General features: G+C 70.3%; 18 protein-coding genes. 3 read left to right on the top strand and 15 right to left on the bottom strand.

Translation table 11 applies throughout. From position 1 onward, the window contains the following. Positions 1 to 15 precede the first annotated feature (15 nt). The 11 genes from AB0H78_RS09340 to AB0H78_RS09290 form a co-directional block, all read right to left on the bottom strand. Positions 16 to 1,767: an IucA/IucC family siderophore biosynthesis protein gene (locus AB0H78_RS09340; protein WP_363233662.1), complete on the bottom strand. Its 1,752-nt coding sequence runs from the start codon at positions 1,765 to 1,767 to the stop codon at positions 16 to 18. After that, positions 1,764 to 2,294 (bottom strand): GNAT family N-acetyltransferase, encoded by a 531-nt coding sequence (locus AB0H78_RS09335; RefSeq protein WP_363233661.1) that lies wholly within the window; start codon positions 2,292 to 2,294, stop codon positions 1,764 to 1,766. Before AB0H78_RS09335 ends, AB0H78_RS09340 begins: the two co-directional genes overlap by 4 nt. Then, on the bottom strand, positions 2,291 to 3,577 hold the full coding sequence (locus AB0H78_RS09330) for a lysine N(6)-hydroxylase/L-ornithine N(5)-oxygenase family protein (RefSeq protein WP_363233660.1): 1,287 nt from the start codon (positions 3,575 to 3,577) through the stop codon (positions 2,291 to 2,293). Before AB0H78_RS09330 ends, AB0H78_RS09335 begins: the two co-directional genes overlap by 4 nt. Continuing rightward, entirely contained in the window at positions 3,561 to 4,997 is a 1,437-nt protein-coding gene (locus AB0H78_RS09325) for an aspartate aminotransferase family protein (protein WP_363233659.1), read from the bottom strand. Before AB0H78_RS09325 ends, AB0H78_RS09330 begins: the two co-directional genes overlap by 17 nt. A 141-nt stretch (positions 4,998 to 5,138) precedes the next feature. Next, positions 5,139 to 5,987, bottom strand: a complete 849-nt coding sequence (locus tag AB0H78_RS09320) for a siderophore-interacting protein (RefSeq protein WP_363233658.1) — start codon at positions 5,985 to 5,987, stop codon at positions 5,139 to 5,141. 7 nt (positions 5,988 to 5,994) lie between these two features. Then, on the bottom strand, positions 5,995 to 7,020 hold the full coding sequence (locus AB0H78_RS09315) for an ABC transporter substrate-binding protein (protein WP_363233657.1): 1,026 nt from the start codon (positions 7,018 to 7,020) through the stop codon (positions 5,995 to 5,997). Between the two features lie 106 nt (positions 7,021 to 7,126). After that, entirely contained in the window at positions 7,127 to 7,768 is a 642-nt protein-coding gene (locus AB0H78_RS09310) for a GNAT family protein (RefSeq protein ID WP_363233656.1), read from the bottom strand. Positions 7,769 to 7,877: 109 nt separating this feature from the next. Further along, the gene (locus tag AB0H78_RS09305; RefSeq protein ID WP_363233655.1) at positions 7,878 to 9,032 is read right to left on the bottom strand and encodes an acyl-CoA dehydrogenase family protein; all 1,155 of its coding nucleotides are present in this window, start codon (positions 9,030 to 9,032) and stop codon (positions 7,878 to 7,880) included. 7 nt (positions 9,033 to 9,039) lie between these two features. Then, positions 9,040 to 9,975 carry a hydroxymethylglutaryl-CoA lyase gene (locus tag AB0H78_RS09300; protein WP_363233654.1) on the bottom strand — a complete coding sequence of 312 codons (936 nt, stop codon included), beginning with the start codon at positions 9,973 to 9,975 and terminating at the stop codon, positions 9,040 to 9,042. Further along, complete coding sequence (locus AB0H78_RS09295; RefSeq protein ID WP_363233653.1) at positions 9,972 to 11,873, bottom strand: biotin carboxylase N-terminal domain-containing protein; 1,902 nt, start codon at positions 11,871 to 11,873, stop codon at positions 9,972 to 9,974. Before AB0H78_RS09295 ends, AB0H78_RS09300 begins: the two co-directional genes overlap by 4 nt. 20 nt (positions 11,874 to 11,893) lie before the next feature. Continuing rightward, the gene (locus AB0H78_RS09290) at positions 11,894 to 13,510 is read right to left on the bottom strand and encodes a carboxyl transferase domain-containing protein (RefSeq protein ID WP_363233652.1); all 1,617 of its coding nucleotides are present in this window, start codon (positions 13,508 to 13,510) and stop codon (positions 11,894 to 11,896) included. Positions 13,511 to 13,599: 89 nt separating this feature from the next. Between AB0H78_RS09290 and AB0H78_RS09285 the strand changes: the two genes are divergently transcribed. Continuing rightward, complete coding sequence (locus AB0H78_RS09285; protein ID WP_363233651.1) at positions 13,600 to 14,178, top strand: TetR/AcrR family transcriptional regulator; 579 nt, start codon at positions 13,600 to 13,602, stop codon at positions 14,176 to 14,178. A gap of 41 nt (positions 14,179 to 14,219) precedes the next feature. Next, positions 14,220 to 15,008 (top strand): phosphatase, encoded by a 789-nt coding sequence (locus tag AB0H78_RS09280; protein ID WP_363233650.1) that lies wholly within the window; start codon positions 14,220 to 14,222, stop codon positions 15,006 to 15,008. On the opposite strand, the gene AB0H78_RS09275 is transcribed toward AB0H78_RS09280, so the two are convergent. From AB0H78_RS09275 to AB0H78_RS09260, 4 genes are read right to left on the bottom strand one after another with little or no spacing between them, the layout of a single operon-like run. Then, complete coding sequence (locus AB0H78_RS09275; protein WP_363233649.1) at positions 14,978 to 15,946, bottom strand: cation diffusion facilitator family transporter; 969 nt, start codon at positions 15,944 to 15,946, stop codon at positions 14,978 to 14,980. The two genes, AB0H78_RS09280 and AB0H78_RS09275, sit on opposite strands and share 31 nt — an antisense overlap. Before the next feature lie 37 nt (positions 15,947 to 15,983). Further along, positions 15,984 to 16,847: an acyl-CoA thioesterase II gene (locus tag AB0H78_RS09270; RefSeq protein WP_363233648.1), complete on the bottom strand. Its 864-nt coding sequence runs from the start codon at positions 16,845 to 16,847 to the stop codon at positions 15,984 to 15,986. A 21-nt stretch (positions 16,848 to 16,868) separates the two neighbouring features. Further along, entirely contained in the window at positions 16,869 to 18,026 is a 1,158-nt protein-coding gene (locus tag AB0H78_RS09265; RefSeq protein ID WP_363233647.1) for an acyl-CoA dehydrogenase family protein, read from the bottom strand. 60 nt (positions 18,027 to 18,086) lie between these two features. After that, positions 18,087 to 19,547: a PucR family transcriptional regulator gene (locus AB0H78_RS09260; RefSeq protein ID WP_363233646.1), complete on the bottom strand. Its 1,461-nt coding sequence runs from the start codon at positions 19,545 to 19,547 to the stop codon at positions 18,087 to 18,089. Positions 19,548 to 19,731: 184 nt separating this feature from the next. On the opposite strand from AB0H78_RS09260, the gene AB0H78_RS09255 reads away from it, so the two are divergent. Further along, entirely contained in the window at positions 19,732 to 21,201 is a 1,470-nt protein-coding gene (locus AB0H78_RS09255; protein WP_363233645.1) for a sodium:solute symporter, read from the top strand. Positions 21,202 to 21,204 lie beyond the last annotated feature (3 nt).

The raw sequence follows: 21,204 nt of genomic DNA, 5'->3' as shown, positions 1-21,204 counted from the left end.
GGGCCACCGGCGTGCTCAGGCGATCGGGTTCTGCAGGGTGCCTGCCAGCTGGAGGGCTCCTGCCGGGTCCGCGAGGTCGACCATCTGCTGGTTGTTGCGCAGTTGCAGACGGTTGAGGCAGGACAGTGTGAACTCGGGGGCGAACAGGTCGTACTGCCGGAATTTGTCCGCCAGTTCGGGATGCGCCGCCTGGTAGTCGCGGACCGAGTCGGCGACCGTACGCCAGAAGTCCTTCTCCTCCAGGACGCCCTCCGTGACGAGGGTGGCGTTGAGGAAGCGGAAGAAGCAGTCGAAGACGTCCGTGAAGAGGGAGAGGATCTTCATGTCCTCGGGGACGTCCGCGCGGATCCGCTCGACCGCCGGGGGCAGCACCGCGTCGGGGTCCATCACCGCGATCTCCTCGGCGATGTCCTTGTAGATCGCGCGCTGTACGGCGCCGTCCTTGAGGACGAGGATCACGTTCTCGCCGTGCGGCATGTAGACCAGGTCGTACGCGTAGAAGCTGTGGAGCAGCGGGGTGAAGTAGGCCGTGAGGTAGCTGCGCAGCCACTCCTGGGGGGAGAGGCCCGACGCGGCGATCAGTGCGCCGGCGAAGGACGCGCCCTCGCGGTCCGTGTGGAGGAGCGAGGCCATCGTGGCCAGGCTCTCGCCGGGGGCCAGGGACGGGACCGGGCTCTCGCGCCACAGGGCGGCGAGCATCTTGAGGTACGGGGAGCCCTTGGCGGTGGCGGCCTCGTACTGGCGGTGGTGGTAGCCGATCGCCGCGCGCTCGCGGATGACCGTGAGGCCCGTCGCTGTGAGCGTCGGGTCGGCGGCGATCAGCTGGGCCAGCCAGTCGTTGATGGCAGGGGTGGCCTCCATGTAGGCGGCCGAAAGTCCGCGCATGAAGCCCATGTTGAGGACGGAGAGGGCCGTTTTGACGTAGTGCTTGGAGGGGTCGGTGGTGTTGAAGAAGGTGCGGATCGACTGCTGGGCGAGGTACGCGTCGTCCCCCGGGCCCAGATGGACCAGCCGCTGCTGGGCGACCTCAGCGGCGAAGGTGACGGCGAGCTTGTTCTGCCACTGCCAGGGGTGCGCGGGGAGGAGGAAGTAGTCGGCCAGGTCGAGGCCCTGGGTCACCATCGTGCGCTCGAAGCGGGCCAGGGTGCGGGCGGAGAGCTCGGTGCGGATGAGGGTGTCGTAGTCCAGGTCCGCGCCCGCCGTGAAGGTGGCGCGGTCGCGGCGGGCCGCCAGCCAGACGAGGTGGACGGGGGCCGCCGTCTCGGGTGCGTACGCGAGATATTCGTCCGCGCCGAAACCGATCCTGCCGTTGTTGGCCACGAAGCAGGGATGGCCCTCGGTCATGCCGGTCTCGATGGACTGGAAGTCGGAGCGGGCCAGTTCGGCGGCGGTGATGTGCGGCTTGGTGAGCTTGTACGCCGTGCCGGAGAGGGTGGAGGAGATCTCCTCCAGGTAGGTGGGGAGGATTTCCGCGGAGAGGCCGAGTGCGCCCTGCAGCTCGATGAAGAAGTCCAGTGCGTCCAGGGGCAGTTCGGACTCGTCGCGGTGGCGGGAGATCGTGTCCGCTTCGACCTGCCAGTGGTCGAGCGTGAGGACGGTGGCCGTGAAGCGGTACTCGGTCGCGCCGTCGTCGCTGGTCACGGCGTAGCGGGCGTCGCCCAGCGGGCGGGGGGCGAGCAGGCGTTCGTGCGAGAACTCGGCGAGTGCCTTGCGGACGAGGAGGCGGTTGGCCTCGGCCCAGAGGGCGGGGGTGAGGTGGTCGGTCATCGCGTGGCCTCTTCGTAGCTCTGGCGGGTGCATATGCTCAAGTAGGCGGTTTTCTCCGGCTTTTGGAGCTCGCGGACGATCTCGAAGCCGACGGCCTTGTTGAGGGTGTGGACGGCGGTGTTGCGCACGTCGGGCTCGACCACGACGCGGCGGGTGGCGGGGTCGGCGAAGAGCTCCGCCATGACCGCGGTGATCACGGCGCGGGTGAAGCCGTGGACCGGGGTGTCGGTGGGGGCGACGAGGAAGTGCATGCCGACGTCGCCCTCCTGGGCCTCGTACAGGCCCTTCAGCTCGACATGGGCCGGGTCGTAGCGCTCCATGAGGACGGCGGGGGTGTTGTCGTGGAGGCCGATGTACGCGTCGTGGTGCTCCGATGCCGCGATCGCCATGTACTCGCGCTCGACGTCGGGGAGCGTCGCGTTCTGCATCAGCCAGAAGGCGGCCTTGGGGTGGGTGACCCAGCCGTGGACCGTCTCGGAGTCGGTGAGGGGGTCGAGCGGGCGGAAGGTGATGTGGGGGGTGCTCATGCTGCGAACTCCTGGAAGGCGATGGTCTTTTCGACCGGGTAGTACTCCTGGCCGCCGAGCAGCTCGCGGATGATGCACGAGTTGCGGTACGCGGCCATGCCGAGGTCGGGGGCGACGAAGCCGTGGGTGTGCAGCTCGGCGTTCTGGACGTAGATCGAGGCGTCCGGGGTGATGCTGTAGTTGCGGTGGACGTCGAAGCGGCCCTGGTCGTCCCAGTTGATACGGGACCGGACGGGAGCCAGGAAGCCGGGGACCTCGTACTTGTAGCCGGTGGCGAGGATCAGGCCCTGGGTGGCGAGGCTGATGTCCTTGCCCTGCTCCTCTTGGCGGAGGGCGAGGGTGTAGGTGCCGTGGTCGTAACTGGCTTTGTCCAGCGCGGTGTTGGTCATCAGGCGGGTCGGGACGGGGCCGCGGCGGTTCTTCGCGTACAGCAGGTCGAAGATCGCGTCGATGAGCTCGGAGTTGATGCCCTTGTAGAGGTTCTTCTGGGCGGTGTTGAGGCGGTCGCGGGTCGCCGGGGGCAGCGCGTGGAAGTAGTCGACGTACTCCGGGGACGTCATCTCCAGCGTGAGCTTGGTGTATTCGAGGGGGAAGAAGCGCGGTGAGCGGGTGACCCAGTTCAGGGCGTAGCCGTGCGCGTCGATGTCCTGGAGGAGGTCGTAGTAGATCTCGGCCGCACTCTGGCCGCTGCCGACGATCGTGATCGACTCCTTCTCCTGGAGCGCCGATTTGGCTTCCAGATAACGGGAGTTGTGGATCAGGTCGCCGCCGAGGCCGCGGCAGGACTCGGGGATGTACGCCGGGGTTCCGGTGCCGAGGACCAGTTTGCGGGCTCGGTGGGTGGCGCCGCTCGCCGTCCGTACGGAGTAGAGCGCGTCGCCCTCGTCGTAACTCACTTCGCTCACCGTCTCGTTGAAGCGGATCGCGGGGATCTTCGCGGCCGCCCAGCGGCAGTAGTCGTTGAACTCCTCGCGGAGCGGATAGAAGCTCTCGCGGATGTAGAAGGAGTACAACCTCCCTGATTCCTTCAGGTAGTTGAGGAAGGAGAAGGGCGAGGTCGGGTCGGCGAGGGTGACGAGGTCCGACATGAACGGGGTCTGGAGGGTGGAGCCCTCCAGGAACATGCCGCTGTGCCAGTCGAAGTCCGGCTTGGATTCGAGGAAGAGGCCGCTCAGCTCGTCGATCGGGTCCGTCAGTGCGGCGAGGCCCAGGTTGAAGGGGCCGAGGCCGATCGCGATGAAGTCGAGGGGCTGCTGCTGGTTCTGGTCAGGAAGCGTGGACAAGGGAGTCTCCCAGGTACTGGCGGGCGTGTCCGGCGAGCAGGTCGAGGACGGCCTCGATGTCGGCGACGGTCGTCTGCGGGTTGAGCAGGGTGAACTTGAGGTAGTGGCGGCCGCCGACCTTCGTGCCGGCGACGACGGCCTCGCCCGAGGCGAACAACGCTTTGCGCGCATAGAGGTTGGCGCGGTCGATCAGCGCGGGGCTGGTGACGTCGGCGGGGATGAAGCGGAAGACGAGCGTGGAGAGCTGCGGCTCGACGGCGACGTCGAAGCGCGGGTCGGCGGCGAGGAGTTCGAAGCCCTGCGCGGCCAGGTCGACGACCTCGTCGAAGAGCCCGCCGATGCCTTCCGCGCCCATCACGCGAAGCGTCATCCACAGCTTGAGCGCATCGAAGCGGCGGGTGGTCTGGAGGGACTTGTCGACCTGGTTGGGCACGGGCGCCGAGCGCGGGTTGAGGTAGTCCGCGTAGTACGTCGCATGGCGCAGGGTGACGCCGTCGCGCACCAGGAGCGCGCTCGAACTCACCGGCTGGAAGAAGGACTTGTGGTAGTCGACGGTGACGGAGTCCGCGCGTTCGATGCCGTCCAGGAGGTGGCGGCGGGTGGGGGAGACGAGCAGTCCGCAGCCGTACGCGGCGTCGACATGCATCCAGGCGCCGTACTGCGCGCACAGCGTGGCGATCTCGGGCAGCGGGTCGATGGAGCCGAAGTCCGTGGTGCCGGCGGTGGCGACGACGGCCATGGGGACCGCGCCTTCGGCGGCGCAGTGTTCCAGGGCGCGGGCGAGGGCCACGGTCTGCATGCGCTTGGTGTGGTCGACGGGGATGGAGACGACCGACTCGGGCGGCAGGCCGAGGAGTTTGGCCGACTTCTGTACGGAGAAGTGGCTGGCCTCGGAGGTGAACACCCGTAGGTCGGCGGGGTGTTCGGCCTTGGCCTCCTCCCTGGCGAGCAGCAGGGCCTGGAGGTTGGACTGGCTCCCGCCGCTGGTGAAGACGCCGTCGGCGGTGGTCGGTCCGTAACCGATGCGGCCTGCGGTCCAGTCGATGAGGCGGCGCTCGATCAGGGTGCCGCCGGCGCTCTGGTCCCAGGTGTCGAGGGAGGAGTTGACGGCGGAGAGCACCGCTTCGGCGGTGACGGCCGGGATGACGACCGGACAGTTGAGGTGGGCGAGGTAGCGGGGGTGGTGGAAGTAGACGGCGTCGCGGAGGTAGACCTCCTGGAGTTCGTCGAGAGCGGCAGAGGTGTCGCCCAGCGGCCTGTCCAGATCCACGGCGTCGACGGCCGGGGAGAGCGCGTCGGGGGAGATGCCGGTGAAGGGGCTTTTGGTGGCGGCGAGTTGGGCTGCCACCCGCTCGACTGCTTCGGTCGCGGAGCGGCGGTAGAGCTCCGCGGTCGTGTCGTTGAGCAGGTGTGAGCGCATGTAACGGTCCTCCGGGCAGGGAGAAGGGGGTGGGGGTGCGAAGCGTTAGTTAGGTTAGCCTAACCTAACTTCACTTCGCACCCCCACCCCCTCCGGAGTGGTCGCTCGGGGTCCGGGTGTCCCCGGAAAGCGCAGCGGCCGTTACGCGGTTGCCTCCTCGCGCAGTTGCTCCTCGCTGAGCCCGCGCCGCCAGTAGCCGACGAAGGTGATGTCGCGCCGGTCGACCTCGCGTTCGCGCACGAGATGGCGGCGCAGCGCCTTCACCGACCCCGACTCGCCCGCGATCCAGACATAGGGGCGCGCGCCGGGCAGCGCGGCCTCGCGTACGGCTTCGACGGCCGGGGGCGCGCCCTCGTCCCGTACGAGCCAGGTGATCCGGGCGTCGGCTGCGGTGGTGAGGGCCTGGCGGTCCTTGGTGTGCTGAACTTCCAGCCAGACGCGGGCGGTTGTGCCTGCGGGGAGCCACTCCAGGATCGCGGCGGCGGCGGGCAGGGCCGTCTCGTCGGCCCAGATCAGGACGGAGTCGGTGCCTGCGCGCGGCTGGAAACGTACGGCCGTGTTGGCGGCGACGGCGGGGCCGAGGACGGTGACGCGGTCGCCCGGGGCGGCTTTGAGCGCCCAGCGGCAGGCGGGGCCGCCGTCGGTGTGGATGGCGAAGTCGATGTCGACCTCGTCGGGCCGGCGGCGCTGGGCGCGCACCGTGTACGAGCGCATCACGGCCCGTACGCCATCGGGCATCGCCCGGTACTGCGGATACCAGTCGTCCCCCGCCTCGAGCGGCGGCAGCACGGGCTCGGTCTGGCCGGGGTGGGGGAGGAAGAGCGAGAGGCTCTGGTCGCGGCCCCCCGCGTGGAAGTCCCTCAGCTCCTCGCCGCCGAAGGTGACGCGGACGAGGTTGGGGCTGAGCCGCCGCGCCCCGACGACCGAGAGGCCGAAGAGGCGGAACGGCGCGATTTCGGGGGCAGTCGTCGGGGCGGCGGCAGTCGTCACTGGCGGGTCAGCTCACCTTCTTGGCGTTCTCGATGGCCTTGGCGAGGTCGTCGAGGATCGGGGTGCACTTGGCGTAGGAGTAGATCGGCTCCGTGGTGCGCGGGATGACCTGGCCGGCCTTGACCGCGGGGAGCGCGGCCCAAGTGGGCTTCGAGGTGAGGGCGGAGGGCTGGAGGGCCGATGACCGGTTGTCCATCATGATGATGTCGGCCTTGTACTTGTCGGCGTTCTCCCAGCTCAGCTCCTCGAAGAAGCCCTGGGCGTTGGCCTTGGGCTCGATGAAGTTCACGCCGAGGTTCTGGAAGTAGAGGGTGTCCGCGGACATCTTGGGGACCGATGCGTACAGCAGGTCCTTGGATGCGGAGCCGATCAGGACCTTGATGTTCGGCTTGGACTTGGCGGCGGCGCGCAGCCGGGCGGAGGCCTTCTCGAAGGCGGCCTTGGCGTCGGTGAACTTCGCCGTGGTGATGTCCGCGCCGAGGGACGTGGCGAGGCCGGCGCGGCGCGCCAGGGCCTTGGCCATGTCGACCTCGGCGGCCCAGAGGGCGACGGAGGGGGCGAGCTTGAGGATCTTGGCCTTGGACTCGTCGGGGACGTACCAGAGCGCGTCCTTCTGCCACATGTCGGTGACGAGGAGGTCGGGCGCGAGGGCGGCGTACTTCTCGACGTTGAACTCGCCCCAGACGTTGCCGAGGATCTCCACCTTCGCGATGTCCATGTCGCCGGCCTGGACATCGGGCTTGCCGTCGGCGGTCTTCGTCGGGCCGAAGACGCCCTTGACCTGGATGCCGTAGTCGAAGAGGGCGGCGGCGGTGCCGGTGAAGGCGACGATGTTCTTGGGCGTCGCCTTGGTGCTCGCCTTCGTACCGCGGTCGTCGGTGAACGACCAGGGCCCGGAGTCCTCGGCGGCGCTGCCCGACTTTTTCTTGTCGTCGCTCCCGCAGGCGGTGAGAGCGGCACCGATGCCGATGACACCACCGGCGGCGAGGATGCCGCGACGGGAGAAGTGGGAAGCGCGGGTGGAGGAGGGCATGGCAGGGCTCTGCTTTCCATACGTGGCGGTGGGCCACCGGGCAAGTTTCAAGGTAGGTTAGCCTAACCTTGTTATCTGTCCAGAGGGTCCCCTCTGCCCGCCCCGGCTACCCGGTGAACTGGGCCAGACACCCTTCGAGCCCGCTGACCGTGACGTCGACCGCGCGCCGGGCCTCCCAGTCGGCGCGGTCGATGCGCAGACGCTGCAGGGTGACCGCTTCGCCGCGTACGGACAGAGTCTCCGTGCCGTCGTCGCGGTAGCCGAGCTTGCGCGAGACGCCGAGCGACTGCGCGTTGTCGCTGAGCGCCCCCGAGGTGGCGCTGCGGGCGTCCAGCCCGGCGAAGGCGAGGTGCAGGGCGGCCGCGCGCATCTCGGTGCCGATGCCCTGGCCCTGATGGGCGAGGCCCAGCCACGACCCGGTGAGGACCTCACGGGTCGTCGCGAACTCCTTGGCCATCAGGTCCATCCGGCCGACGACCTTGTCCTGGTGCAGGACGACGAGGCTCAGGTTCCAGTCGGCCGGCGTCCAGCCCGCGATGGTGGAGAGGACGTGCTGGTACGTGGCCCGGCCGCGGGCTTCCGGCTCGGCGTCGGTCCACGGCACGCTGAACGGCATCCGGTCCGGATCGTGCACCCCGTCGGCGGCGACCGCCGCGAGCGCGTCCAGGTCGTGGAGGTCGGGAAGGCGGAGCTCCAGGCGGGGGGTGGTGAGGCGGAGTCCGTACAGGGGCCAGAAGCGCGTGTCCATGGATGGACTCTGCCAGGGGGGTCGGCGGGGTGTCGAACGTATTCCGGAGCGGGGGAAAGGGCGGGAGTGTGTCCCCCGACCCGCCCCTTCCCGCTTAAATGTGCGTGCTTCAGGCGGGGAGGCCCATCTCCCTTGCGATCAGCATCCGCTGGACCTCGCTCGTGCCCTCGCCGATCTCCAGGATCTTGGAGTCGCGCCACATCCTGGCCACCGGGTACTCGTTCATGAAGCCGTACCCGCCGTGGATCTGCGTCGCCTCGCGCGCGTTGTCCACCGCCACCGTCGAGGAGTAGAGCTTGGCGAGTGCCGCCTCCTTCTTGAAGGGGTCGCCCGCCACCAGGCGCGATGCCGCGTCGCGCCAGGCCAGGCGGGCCGTGTGGGCCTTCATCTCCATGTCGGCGAGCTTGAACTGGATCGCCTGGTTGTCGCCGATCGGGCGGCCGAAGGCCTTGCGCGTCCTGGCGTACGCGAGGGACTCGTCCACGCAGCCCTGCGCCAGGCCCGTCGCGAGCGCCGAGATCGCCACCCGGCCCTCGTCGAGGATGCGCAGGAACTGGGCGTAGCCGCGGCCCTCCTCGCCGACGAGGTTCGCCGCGGGCACGCGGACGTCCTGGAAGGACAGTTCACGGGTGTCCGAGGCGTTCCAGCCCACCTTTGAGTACGGGGCTGCGACAGTGAAGCCGGGGGTGCCCGACGGGACGATGATCGAGGAGATACGGGGGCGGCCGTCGTCCTTGCGGCCGGTCACCGCCGTGACCGTGACCAGGCCCGTGATGTCCGTGCCCGAGTTGGTGATGAAGCACTTCGAGCCGTTGATCACCCACTCGTCGCCGTCCAGGACGGCCGTCGTGCGCGTGCCGCCCGCGTCGCTCCCGCACTCCGGCTCGGTGAGGCCGAAGGCGCCCAGGACCTCGCCCGCGCACATCCGGGGCAGCCACTCGCGCTTCTGCTCCTCCGTGCCGAAACGGAAGATCGGCATCGCGCCGAGCGAGACCCCGGCTTCGAGGGTGATCGCGACCGAGGAGTCGACGCGGGCCAGTTCCTCCAGGGCGATTCCGAGCGCGAGGTAGTCGCCGCCCATGCCGCCGTACTCCTCGGGGAAGGGGAGGCCGAAGAGGCCCATCTGCCCCATTTCGCGGACGATTTCGTACGGGAACTCATGGCGCTCGTAGAAGTCGCCGATCTTCGGGGCGATCACATCGTGCGCGAACGCCTCCACTGTGCGGCGGAGTTCCTCGTGCTCGGGGCTGAGGCGGTGGTCCATGGGATTCTCACTGCTCCTGGTGGGAGAGGGCTCGGACTGTGCGGGACGGGCTCGGTCGGCCCAGTTCGTCGGCCAGCCACACGCTCGTGGCGGTGAGCCGGCCCAGGTCGACCCCGGTGTCGATACCGAGGCCTTCGAGCATCCACACGAGGTCTTCGGTGGCGAGGTTTCCGGTGGCGGACTTGGCGTACGGGCAGCCGCCCAGGCCGCCCGCCGATGCGTCCACCGTGGTCACTCCGTGCTGGAGCGCGGCCAGGGTGTTGGAAAGCGCCTGGCCGTACGTGTCGTGGAAGTGCACGCCGATGGAGCTCGTCGGCACGCCTGCCTCGTTGAGGTTCGCGAGGAGGGTCTGGACATGGCCCGGCGTGGCCACGCCGATCGTGTCGCCCAGGCTCAACTCGTCGCAGCCCAGGTCCATGAGGGCCTTCGCCACCCGGACCACCTGGGCCACCGGGACCGCCCCTTCCCAGGGGTCGCCGAAGCACATCGAGAGGTAGCCGCGCACGTGGGCCTTCTCCGCCTTCGCCCGCGCCACCACCGGGGCGAACATCGCGAGCGCTTCGTCGACCGTCCGGTTGAGGTTGGCCTTGGCGAAGGACTCCGTGGCGCTCGCGAACACCGCGATCCGGCTCGCGCCGAGGGCCAGCGCGCGGTCCAGGCCCCGTTCGTTCGGGACCAGGACGGGCAGTACTGCGCCCTCGATGTCCCCGAGCAGGGGGAACAGCTCTTCGGCGTCCGCCAGTTGGGGCACCCACTTGGGGTGGACGAAGCTCGTCGCCTCGATCGTCGTCAGGCCCGCTTCGGCCAGGCGGTGGATGAACTCCGCCTTCACTTCGACCGGGACGGTCCTCTTCTCGTTCTGCAGGCCGTCTCGCGCGCCGACCTCGTGGATCCGGACCTTCGCCGGGAGGTCCTGCGCCGGTACGACCATCGGGAGCGTCATTTCGCGTCCTCCTCCGGTGCGACCACGGCCAGCACCTGGTCCATGGCGACCGTGGTGCCCGGACGCACGTCCAATTCGGTCACCGTGCCCGCATGCGGCGCGGAGATCAGGTGCTCCATCTTCATCGCCTCCACCACCAACAGGCCCTGGCCCGCTGTCACCTGGTCACCCACGGCGACCTTCACCACCGTGACCGTCCCGGGCATCGGCGCGGTCAGGCTGCCCGTTCCCGAGCCGCCCGCGCCCTTCAGCGCCGCCGCCACCGGGTCGTGGTCCTGTACGTGCCAGGAGTCGCCGTCCCTGCCCAGCCAGTCCCCGGCCCGGTGGAACGTGTGGACCGTCCCGTCGACCGTGACGGAGACCTTCCGGTCCTCGACCCGGCCAACTCCCGCCACCTGTACGGGTTCCTGGCCCGCGATACGCAGCCAGTGCCCGACCCGCACCGCCTCGCCGCCCAGCCGCCAGCCGCTCGGCGTTGAGAAGGGGTCCGCCCAGCCTCCGGCAGGCGTGACGGGGGCCAGGGCCGCCTCTCGTACCGCCGCCGCAGCCGCGTACACCTCGTCCGGGACCCCGTCGGGCACCAGACCGTCCGCCTCGCGTTCCACCAGGCCCGTGTCCAACTCGCCTGCCGCCACCGCCGGATGAGCCAGCAGCCGCCGCAGGAAGCCCGCGTTCGTCGGCACGCCCAGCGTCACCGTCTCCGCCAGTGCCGCCCGCAGCTTGCGCAGCGCGGTCGCGCGGTCCGGGCCGTACGCGATGACCTTCGACAGCATCGGGTCGTACGCGCTGCCGACCTCCGTGCCCTCGCTCAGGCCCGAGTCCGTCCGCACCCCGTGCCCCTGGGGCTCGCTCAGCGACAGGACGGTGCCTCCGGAGGGGAGGAAACCGCGGGAAGGGTCCTCGGCGCAGATGCGTGCCTCGATCGCATGGCCCGTCAGCGTGATGTCGTCCTGGCCGTACGGGAGTTCCTCGCCGGCCGCGACCCGCAGCTGCCACTCCACCAGGTCGAGGCCGGTCACCAGCTCCGTCACGGGGTGCTCGACCTGAAGGCGGGTGTTCATCTCCATGAAGTAGTACGAGGCCGGGTCGTCGCCCGGGACGATGAACTCCACCGTCCCCGCCCCCTCATAACCGCAGCTCCGCGCCGCCTGCACCGCCGCCTCGCCCATCGCGGCCCGCGTCACCTCGTCGAGAAGCACGGAAGGGGCCTCCTCGATGACCTTCTGATGCCGGCGCTGCAGCGAGCACTCGCGCTCGCCCAGGTGCACCACGTTCCCGTGGGCGTCCGCCAGGACCTGGATCTCGATGTGGCGCGGGCGGTCGATCCACCGCTCCACGAGCAGCGTGTCATCGCCGAAGGCGTTCAGCGCGCCGCGCTTGGCGGCCTCGATCTCCTCGCCCAGCAGCGTCTCGTCGCGCACCAGCCGCATGCCCTTGCCACCGCCGCCCGCCGACGGTTTCAGCAGCACCGGCATGCCCAACTTGCGGGCGATCTCCTCCAGTTCGGGTCCGGAGCCGCCGGGCACGACCGGCACTCCGTACGCCGACACCGTCTCCTTGGCCCGGATCTTGTCGCCCATGAGGGCGATCGCGGACGCCGGCGGGCCGACGAAGACCAATCCCGCCGCCTCGCACGCCTCCGCGAACGATGCGTTCTCCGCGAGGAAGCCGTATCCCGGGTGGACCGCCTCGGCGCCCGCGCGCAGGGCCGCGTCCACGAGGTCGTCGGCCGACAGGTAGCTGCCGATCCGGACCGCCGTGTCCGCCTCCCGCACATGACGGGCTTCCGCGTCCGCGTCGCTGAACACGGCGACCGACCGCACCCCCAGCTCCCGCAGCGTGCGCATCACGCGGACGGCGATCTCGCCCCGGTTGGCGACCAGTACTGAACCGAACATGCCGAGCATTCCCATCCTCATCACATCCGGAAGATGCCGTAGCCGCGGTCGCCCAGCGGCGCGTTGCCACAGGCGGTCAGAGCGAGACCCAGCACCTGGCGGGTCTCCATCGGGTCGATGACCCCGTCGTCCCAGAGCCGGGCCGTCGCGTAGTAGGCGTTGCCCTGCTGTTCGTACTGCGCGCGGATCGGGTCCTTGAAGGCGTCCTCGTCCTCGGCCGGCCAGCTCTCGCCCCGCGCCTCGATCTGGTCCTTCTTCACCGTCGCGAGCACCGAGGCGGCCTGCTCGCCGCCCATCACCGAGATCTTGGCGTTCGGCCACATCCACAGGAAGCGCGGCGAATAAGCCCGCCCGCACATCGAGTAGTTGCCCGCTCCGTACGACCCGCCGACGACCACCGTCAGCTTCGGCACCCGCGCGCACGCCACCGCCGTCACCATCTTGGCGCCGTGCTTGGCGATGCCGCCCGCCTCATAGTCCCGGCCCACCATGAAGCCGGAGATGTTCTGGAGGAAGACGAGCGGGATGCCGCGCTGGTCGCACAGTTCGATGAAGTGCGCGCCCTTCTGGGCCGACTCCGAGAAGAGGATGCCGTTGTTCGCGACGATCCCCACCGGATGGCCGTGGATCCGCGCGAAGCCCGTCACCAGCGTCGTCCCGAACTCCGCCTTGAACTCCGCGAACCGCGAGCCGTCGACGACCCGGGCGATCACTTCCCGCACGTCGTACGGGGTCCGGGAGTCCACCGGCACCGCGCCGTACAGCCCCGCCGGATCGACCTTGGGCTCTTCGACGGGCTCGACCGACCAGGGGAGTTGAGCCCGGTCCGGCAGCGTCGAGGCGATCGTCCGTACGATCCGCAGCGCATGCGCGTCGTCCTCGGCGAGGTGGTCGGTGACGCCCGAGACCTTGGAGTGGACCTCGCCGCCTCCCAGCTCCTCGGCCGTCACGACCTCGCCCGTCGCCGCCTTCACCAGCGGCGGTCCGCCCAGGAAGATCGTGCCCTGGCCGCGCACGATGACGGCCTCGTCGCTCATCGCGGGCACATACGCCCCGCCCGCCGTGCACGAGCCCATGACGGCGGCGATCTGCGGGATCCCGGCGCCTGACATCCGGGCCTGGTTGTAGAAGATCCGGCCGAAGTGGTCCCGGTCCGGGAAGACCTCGTCCTGCATGGGCAGGAAGGCGCCGCCCGAGTCCACCAGATAGATGCAGGGGAGCCGGTTCTCCAGGGCCACCTCCTGCGCCCTGAGGTGCTTCTTCACCGTCATCGGGTAGTACGTACCGCCCTTGACGGTGGCGTCATTGGCGACGATCACGCACTCGCGCCCGCTGACCCGCCCGATCCCGGCGATCACCCCGGCCGCTGGTGCCGCGCCCCCGTACAGCCCGTCGGCCGCCAGTGGCGCCAGCTCCAGGAAGGGGGAACCGGGGTCGAGCAGCCCGTCCACCCGGTCCCTGGGCAGCAGCTTCCCTCGTGCCACATGCCGGGCCCTGGACTTCTCGCCGCCCCCGAGCCGGGCCGCGGACAGCTTGGCCCGCAGCTCCTCGGCCAGCGCCTCGTGCGCCGCCTCGTTGGCCTGCCAGGCCTCAGAGGCGGGGTCGGCCGCACTGGCCAGCACCGGTGCCTGCTGCATCGCTTCGAGCCCCCTTGCTCTGTTAATGAGCGTTAACAATCCGACTTCAGGTTAACGCTCGCTAACCCCCACTGTCTAGAATCGAATCCATGACCACCAGGACCGACGCCCTCACCCGCCGCGAGCAGATCCTCAAAGAGGCCGCCCGCCTCTTCGCCGCCCGTGGATTCCACGGCGTGGGCGTCGACGAGATAGGCGCCGCGGTCGGTATCAGCGGCCCCGGGCTCTACCGCCACTTCGCCGGCAAGGACGCGATGCTCGCCGAGCTGCTCGTCGGCATCAGCGGCCGCCTCCTGGACGGCGGCAAGCGGCGCGTGGCCGAGACCGGGGGCGGCCCCGGCGACGTACTCTCCGCGCTCATCGACGGCCACATCGACTTCGCCCTCGACGACCGCCCGCTCATCACCCTCCACGACCGCGAGCTCGACCGGCTGCGCGACAGCGACCGCAAGCTGGTGCGCCAGCTGCAGCGCCAGTACGTGGAGCTGTGGGTCGCCGTCGTACGGGAAATCCACCCCACGGCCCCCGAGGCGGAGGCCCGCGTCGCCGTCCACGCCGTCTTCGGCCTCCTCAACTCCACCCCCCACCTCGGCCCCCTCGGCCGCCCCGCCACCGAGGCGCTGCTGCGCCGCCTGGCGCACGGGGCGTTCGCCGCACTGTCGGGCTGAGCCGGAAGCACCCGGCCCGCCCCGCGCGGCACAATGGGCCCATGCCGATATCCGGGATTCCCAGCCGTGCCGAACTCGTCGACCACCTCGTCCGCACCCGTATCGCCGGAGAGGTCGCCACCCCCCGCGACAACAACCTCTCCCACTACCGCAAGCTCGCCAACGGCGACCGCAACTTCTGGCTCGGCCTGGAGCTCGGCGACCGCTGGACCGACGAGCAGGACGTCCTCGCCGTGATGGCCGAGCGCTGCGGCGTCGTCGACGACCCGGAGCACCGCAGCGGCCAGGACACCATCGACCCCGAGCTGACCGTCGACGCCCTGGAGCGGATGGCCGCCCGGCTGCGCAAGGCCGCCGACGGCCAGGAGCGGGTGCTCTTCGCCACAGGCCACCCGGGCGGGCTGCTCGACGTGCACCGCGCCACCGCGGACGCACTGCGCGCGGCGGGAGCCGAGATCGTACGGATTCCGGGCGGGCTCGGCGCCGACGAGGGCATGGTCTTCCAGTTCGCGGACGTGGCGATGCTGGAGCGCGGCGCGACCCTGTGGCACACGCACTCGCCCGCGCCGATGGCCGCGATCCTCGACGCCCTCGCGCGCGAGGGGCGGCCGCTGCCCGATCTGGTCGTCGCCGACCACGGCTGGGCGGGGTGCGCGGGGCAGCGCGGGCTCGACTCGATCGGGTACGCCGACTGCAACGACCCGGCGCTGTTCATCGGCGAGGCGGAAGGCACCCTCCAGGTCACCGTGCCGCTCGACGATCACGTCACCGACCCGCGCTTCTACGACCCCATGACCGCCTACCTGCTGGGCGCCGCGGGCCTCGTCTGATACAGCCCCGGCGTCGGGTCGAGATAGACCCTGCGGATGGCCGGGAAGCGCTCGCGCAGCTGCTCCTCGGCCTCCTCGCAGGCCCACTCGATCTCCTCGGCCGTCGAGACGTCCCGGAAGTCGATCTTGGCCGCGATCAGGATCTCCCTGGGGCCCTGGAGCAGGGTGGTCAGCTCCAGTACGTCGATGATGTGCGGGACGGAGAGCAGTTCCTCCCGTACGGCCGAGCGCATGCGCTCCGGCAGCGGCCGGCCGATCAGGAGCTTGGCGTTGGAGCGGCCCAACTCCCAGGCGACGTACACCAGCAGGACGCCGATCAGGATCGACGCGATGCCGTCCCAGACGCCGGATCCGGTCAGCTGGCCGCCGAGCAGACCGCCCGCCGCCAGGAGCAGACCGACCAGCGCCGCCGAGTCCTCCAGGACCACGGCCTTCACGGCGGTGTCGGGGGTGTGGCGCAGGTAGTACCTGACCGGGGCCTTGAGGCGGGCGGCCTCGCCGCGGACCTGCTTGATGCCGGTGCGCAGCGAGTAGCCCTCCAGGAGGAAGGAGACGGCGAGCACGATGTACGAGACGAGCGGGTCGCCCAGCTCCTCGCCGTGGACCAGGGTGTGGATGCCGTCGTACACGGAGAAGACCGCACCGCCGACGAAGGTGGCGACGGCGGCGAACATCGCCCAGAGATAGCGCTCGGCGCCGTACCCCAGGGGGTGTTCCTCGTCGGCGGGCTTCTCGCTCCGCTTGAGCGCGGTGAGCAGCAGCACCTCGGTGACCGTGTCCGCGACGGAGTGGGCCGCCTCGGAGAGCATCGCGCTGGAACCGCTGATGACGCCGGCCACGGCCTTCGCCACGGCGATGCCCAGATTGGCGACGGCCGCGACGATGACGGTGGTGGTGCTCTCCGGGGCCTGCGGCGCCTCGGTCTGCTCTTCGGTCATAAGTGCGCAGTATGCCCGTTATCGGGCGGTTCTGCGGTCAGTCGCGCGGGATGCGGACGACGCCCTCCTGGATCACCGTGACCGCCAGCTGTCCGTCCCGGGTGTAGATCCGGGCCTGGCCCAGACCCCTGCCGCCCGACGCGGAGGGCGACTCCTGGTCGTACAGCAGCCATTCGTCCGCCCGGAAGGGCCGGTGGAACCACATCGCGTGGTCGAGCGAGGCGCCGACGACATCGCCGACCGCCCAGCCGCCCCGGCCGTGCGCGAGCAGCACCGAGTCGAGCAGGGTCATGTCGGAGACATAGGTGGCGAGCACGACGTGCAGCAGGGGCTCGTCCGCGAGCTTGCCGTTCGTACGGAACCAGACCTGCGAGCGCGGCTCGCGCGGGGTGCCGACGCTGCCCCACGGCGGGGTGTCCGCGTACCGCAGATCGACGGCTCCACGGGCCTCGACGAGGCGCTGGGCCACGTTCGCGGGGAGGTGGCGGGGGAGCATCTGGGCCGCGGTGGGCAGGGTTTCGGGGTCCGGTGCGTCCGGCATCGAGGTCTGGTGCTCAAGCCCGTCCTCGTACGTCTGGAAGGACGCCGAGAGGTGGAAGATCGGGTTCCCGTGCTGGATCGCGACGACGCGCCGGGTGGTGAAGGAGCGGCCGTCGCGGATGCGGTCCACGGTGTAGACGATCGGTACGCCGGGGTCGCCGGGGCGCAGGAAGTACGCGTGCAGCGAGTGCGGCGGCCGGTCCTCGGGGACGGTGCGGCCCGCGGCGACCAGGGCCTGGGCGGCCACCTGGCCGCCGAAGACCCGCGGCACGAGGGCCGAGCGGCTCTCGCCGCGGAAGATGTCCTCCTCGATCCGCTCGAGGTCGAGCAGATCGAGGAGTGACTCAAGTGGCTTGGACACAGGGGGAGTTCTCAGTGGTCCTTAGAGACCCATGTCCTTGGCGATGATCATCTTCATGACCTCGCTGGTGCCGCCGTAGATGCGGTTGACGCGGTTGTCCGCGTACAGGCGGGCGATCGGGTACTCGTTCATGAAGCCGTAGCCGCCGTGCAGCTGCAGGCAACGGTCGATCACGCGGTGCGCGACCTCGGTGCAGAAGAGCTTGGCGGAGGCGGCCTCGGCCGGCGTCAGCTCGTTCGCGTCGAGGGCTTCCAGGGCGCGGTCGACGACGGCCTGGGCCGCGTCCACCTCGGCCTGGCAGGCGGCCAGTTCGAACTTGGTGTTCTGGAAGGAGGCGACCGTCTTGCCGAAGACCGTGCGGTCCTGGACGTACTCCTTGGCGAAGCGGACGGCGGCGGCTGCCTGCGCGTACGCACCGAAGGCGATGCCCCAGCGCTCGGAGGCGAGGTTCAGGCCGAGGTAGGAGAAGCCCTTGTTCTCCTCGCCGAGGAGGTCCTCGACGGGCACCTTGACGTCCACGAAGGCGAGCTCGGCGGTGTCGGAGACCTTCAGGCCGAGCTTGTCGAGCTTGCGGCCGACCGAGTAGCCCTCGGACTTGGTGTCGACGGCGAAGAGCGAGATGCCGAAGCGGCGGTCGTCCTCGCGCGGGGCGGAGGTACGGGCGCAGACGATGACCTTGTCGGCGTGCACACCGCCGGTGATGAAGGTCTTGGCGCCGTTGAGGACGTAGTGCGTGCCGTCCTCGGAGAGCTTCGCGGTGGTCTTCATGCCCGCGAGGTCGGAGCCGGTGCCCGGCTCGGTCATCGCGAGGGCCCACATCTCCTCGCCGGAGACGAACTTCGGCAGGAAGCGCTTCTTCTGCTCGTCGGTGGCGAGCATCTTGATGTACGGCAGGCCGAGCAGCACGTGCACGCCGGAGCCGCCGAAGGAGACGCCAGCGCGGGCGGTCTCCTCGTACATGATGGCCTCGAACTTGTACGAGTCGATGCCCGCGCCGTCGAACTCCTCGGGGACGCGGATCCCGAAGATGCCCAGCTCGGCCAGCTTGTAGTAGAACTCGCGCGGCGCCTGACCCGCAGCGAACCACTCGTCGTAGACGGGGGCGACCTCGGTCTCGATGAAGGCGCGGAGAGTCTCCCGGAACGCCTCGTGGTCCTCGTTGAATACGGTACGGCGCACGGGGGAGCCTCCTCGTTGATTCACCTAAGCGCTTGCTCAGCGTTAAAAGTTACCCGCCAGTCATTCTTTCTGTCCAGAGTGTCCAGGGTGAGCCTCAGCACTCCGCAGCGCGAACCAGAGCTCCGCGCGGACGTCCATGTCGTCCAGATCGGCGTCGAGCAGCGCCGCGCAGCGGGCGATGCGCTGGCGGACGGTGTTGCGGTGCACGGCGAGGGCGACGGCGGTGCGGTCCCAGCTGCCGTGCAGGGACAGCCAGGTGCGCAGGGTCCCGGGGAGCGGGCCCTCGCCCAGCGGGGCGAGGAGCGTGCGAGCGTACGCGGCGGCCTCGTCGGGGTCGGTCAGCGCGGCGAGCCCCGAGGTGCGGTGGCGCACCAGGGCCGTCCGGGTGGCCTCGGCCCGGCGCAGGGCGCGGGCGGCCTGGGCGTCGGCGGCGGGGAGGTCGCCGGGGTCGGCGGGTGCGCTGATGCCGAGGGTCCAGCCGGGGTGGGGGGCCGCCTCCTGGCCGGCGGGGAGGAGGAACCGTACGGTCTGCTGCCGCACGTCCGCCAGGGGGCTGCCGAGCGCGGGCGGCGGGCCGTCTCCGCGGGCGTGCACGACGGTCCAGGGGGCGTCCCCGAGCGTGGGCGCGACGGTCGCGGCCTCCTCGCCGAGGAGCATGCGTACGAGCGCGGACGACCGGGCGGCCTCGTCGGCGCCCTGCCGCTCGGCGGTGAGGAGCGAGAGGAGGACGACGGCGACCCCGGCGACGGTGTGGTCGCCGGGTTCACGGTGGGGCGTGGCGACGCAGAGGGTGGTGTCGCCGGGGAGGGCGTACGCGGTGAGGTGGATCCCGGCGGTGGTGTCGGTGGCCGAAGTGGGGTGGGGGCCCGCCGGCGTGGGGTGGGGGTGGATCTCCCCGGCCTCCACCGGCCGCACCACCTCCGCCAGCGCCATCAGCGACACCCGCACTCCCGCCGTCGGCGCAGGCCCCGCCTCGTACGGCACCGAACCGTCCGCCCCCACCAGCCCCGCCCACCCGCCGAGCCGCGACGCCAGTTGCCGCAGCACGGCCGGGATCGGGGCAGGGCGGGCCGCCGCCGCGGCCAGGCCCTGCTGGGCCTCTGTCACGCGGCGCAGCTCGCGGTGGCGGGCCTGCGCCATCAGGCTCCAGACCGCGCGGGCGATCGCGGTGAACGGCGTCGGCGGCGGGACCTCGACGAGGGCGAGCCCGTGCCGGTCGCAGGCGGTCACCAGGGCCGGCGGCACCGTGTCGTACACCGGCGTCACCCCGAAGCCCAGCGCCGCCCCGCCCGCCTGGACGATCCGCGAGACGTACAGGTCCGGGTCGGACAGCTGCACCCCCGCCGTCAGCAGCAGTTCGCCGCCGAGCAGATACGGATACGGGTCGGCCATCTCGCTCGTGTGCACCCAGTGCACCTCCGCGTCCGGCGGCCCCGCGAGCTGCCGCAGACCGAGGCCATCGCGCGCCAGCAGGGCCGCGAGCGGGACGGGGGAGGTGGGGGGAGAGGCGGGGTCCGGCATGGACGGTCCATCCACATCAGCAGGGGGCGAGTGGAGGAAACGTACACTTCAGTGTTGCTTTCCGGCCACCTAAGGTCGTGCCGACCGGCAGCCACGGGTACGGGCGTATGTCCCCGCGAGCACGTGCCGGGTCCCGAACCGTCTCTGCACGACACGCCACCGAGGTGCGCGAAGGAGGGCCCCCATGGCCATCGACTATGCGGTGATCGTCATCTACCTGGCCGGCATGCTGGCCATGGGCTGGTGGGGCATGCGCCGCGCCAAGTCCAAATCCGAGTTCCTGGTCGCGGGCCGCCGCCTCGGCCCCGCGATGTACTCCGGGACCATGGCGGCCATCGTCCTCGGCGGCGCGTCGACCATCGGCGGCGTCGGCCTCGGTTACCAGTACGGGCTCTCCGGCGCCTGGATGGTCTTCACCATCGGCCTCGGCCTCCTCGCGCTGAGCGTCTTCTTCTCCGCGCGCATCGCCCGCCTGAAGGTCTACACGGTCTCCGAGATGCTCGACCTGCGCTACGGCGGCCGGGCCGGACTGATCTCCGGCGTCGTCATGTGGGCGTACACGCTGATGCTCGCGGTCACGTCGACGATCGCCTACGCGACCATCTTCGACGTCATCTTCGACATGGACCGCACCGTCGCGATCATCCTCGGCGGCGCGATCGTCGTGGCGTACTCGACGCTCGGCGGCATGTGGTCGATCACGATCACCGACATGGTGCAGTTCGTGGTGAAGTCCGTCGGCATCCTGATCCTGCTGCTGCCGATCGCCGTGTTCCGCGCGGGCGGCTTCAGTGAGATGAAGGCCGAGCTGCCGACCTCCTACTTCGACCCGCTGGGCATCGGCGGCGAGACGATCTTCACGTACGTCCTGATCTACACCTTCGGGATGCTCATCGGGCAGGACATCTGGCAGCGGGTGTTCACCGCGCGCAGCGACAAGGTCGCGCGGACCGGCGGCACGGTCGCCGGTACGTACTGCCTGCTGTACGCCATCGCCGGAGCGGTCATCGGCACCGCGGCGAAGGTCCTCTACCCGAACCTGGCCAACCCGGACGACGCCTTCGCGACCATCGTCAAGGACGAACTCCCCATGGGCGTGCGGGGCCTGGTGCTCGCCGCCGCCCTGGCCGCCGTGATGTCCACGTCCTCCGGCGCGCTGATCGCCTGCGCCACCGTCGCCAACAACGACATCTGGTCGAAGCTGCGCGGTCTGACCGGCGGCGAACCTCCCGCCGACGGCCGCGACGAGGTCAAGGGCAACCGCGTCTTCATCCTCGTCATGGGCGTCGCCGTGATCGTCATCGCGATCCAGCTCAACAGCGTGGTCGAGGGCCTGACCGTCGCCTACGACCTGCTCGTCGGCGGCCTCCTGGTGCCGATCCTCGGCGGGCTGCTGTGGAAGCGCGGCACCGTGCACGGCGCGCTCGCGGCGGTCGTGGTCGGCGGACTCGCCGTCCTGGTCCTGATGCGGGTGTACGGCGTCCTCGCCAACGAGCCCGTCTACTACGGCCTCCTCGCCTCCCTCGTCACCTACATCGCCGTCTCCCTGGCCACACCCCCGACCGACCCCGCCGTGCTCGCCGCCTGGCGCGAGCGGCTGGCCGGACGGGGTGCGGACAGCGAGCCGGAAACCGCCGCCGAGGTCCCGGCCTGAGGC

Source organism: Streptomyces sp. NPDC050738, from assembly GCF_040654175.1.
Lineage (GTDB): Bacteria > Actinomycetota > Actinomycetes > Streptomycetales > Streptomycetaceae > Streptomyces.
Note: the sequence above shows the minus strand (reverse complement) of the source record. Positions and strands in the feature narration are given on the sequence as shown.